The organism is Oleiphilus sp. HI0132 (genome assembly GCF_001635845.1).
In genome coordinates, this window is record NZ_LWGJ01001629.1 from 1 (window position 1) to 1,230 (window position 1,230).

Below are 1,230 nucleotides of genomic sequence, written 5' to 3' on the forward strand. Positions count from 1 at the left end.
AACTGGCTAAATTAGCCGACTATTCACTAATGAATAACCTTCGGTGCGACCCTCAGGCGACGGCCAGTGGGGATGATTACGCGCCTCGACAAGTTTTTTCGGGACATTATGTCCCTGTAAAGCCGACGCCTATTCCTGAGCCTGACTATGTCGCTCACAGCAGGAAGTTTTTCAGCGAACTGGGTTTTGACGACAATTTGGTGGAAACGGAAGGCTTCCGTCGTTTGTTCTCTGGTGATATGTCGCATGTGCCAGAACCTATGAGACAAACAGCTTGGGCAACTGGCTATGCGCTGTCGATTTATGGCACGGAGTACATTCAACAGTGTCCGTTCCGCACAGGCAACGGTTACGGGGATGGCCGTGCAGTATCTGTCCTTGAGGCTGTCATCAATGGTCAGCGTTGGGAGATGCAGCTAAAGGGTGGTGGGCGAACGCCATATTGTCGTGGTGCGGATGGGCGAGCAGTGCTGCGCTCGAGTATTAGAGAATTTCTGGTTCAGGAGCATATGCACCAACTAGGGGTGCCAACATCTAGGTCCTTATGCCTTTATGTATCTGGCTCAGAGACCGTTGATCGCCCATGGTATTCTGAAGGTTCTTACTCCCAAGATCCGGATATTATGGTATCGAACCCGGTTGCAATTTCAACACGTGTCGCACCGTCTTTCTTACGGGTCGGGCAGCTTGAACTGTTTGCTCGTCGAGCGCGTAGCAAGGCTCATCCAAAAGCTCTCGAAGAGTTAAAGATGATCGTTTTGCATTTGATTGATCGTGAATACAAAAGTGAGATCAATGAAGACCTATCGTTCGAAGATAAATTACTGCGGTTGGCTAGCGAGTTTCGTGAGCGTTTAAGCGCGCTTGTCGCAAACTGGCTTCGCGTAGGTTATTGCCAAGGCAACTTCAATAGTGACAACTGCGCAGCGGGGGGGTATACCCTTGACTATGGTCCATTCGGGTTCTGCGAAGTGTTTGAACCGTTTTATCAGCCTTGGAGTGGTGGCGGGCATCACTTTTCGTTTTTCAATCAACATGCTGCTGCCGAGGCAAATTTTGAGAGTTTCTGCTCGGCATTGCGACCCCTCGTTGCATCGAAGCCCGATGTATTAGAAAAGCTTAATGAGATACGCTCAGGCTTCACTGCTGTGATTCAAGAGAAAATGGAATCAATGTGGGCGTCTAAGCTGGGGCTTAATAAGTTTGATGGAACGCTATTCAATCAGCTTT

At 49.3% G+C, this 1,230-nt stretch carries 1 protein-coding gene; it reads left to right on the top strand.

Annotated elements, in window-relative coordinates; translation table 11 throughout:
• Window positions 1-29 precede the first annotated feature (29 nt).
• Window positions 30-1,230: protein adenylyltransferase SelO family protein (locus tag A3766_RS25130; protein WP_082907217.1), on the top strand; the 1,201-nt coding region annotated here is incomplete at its 3' end.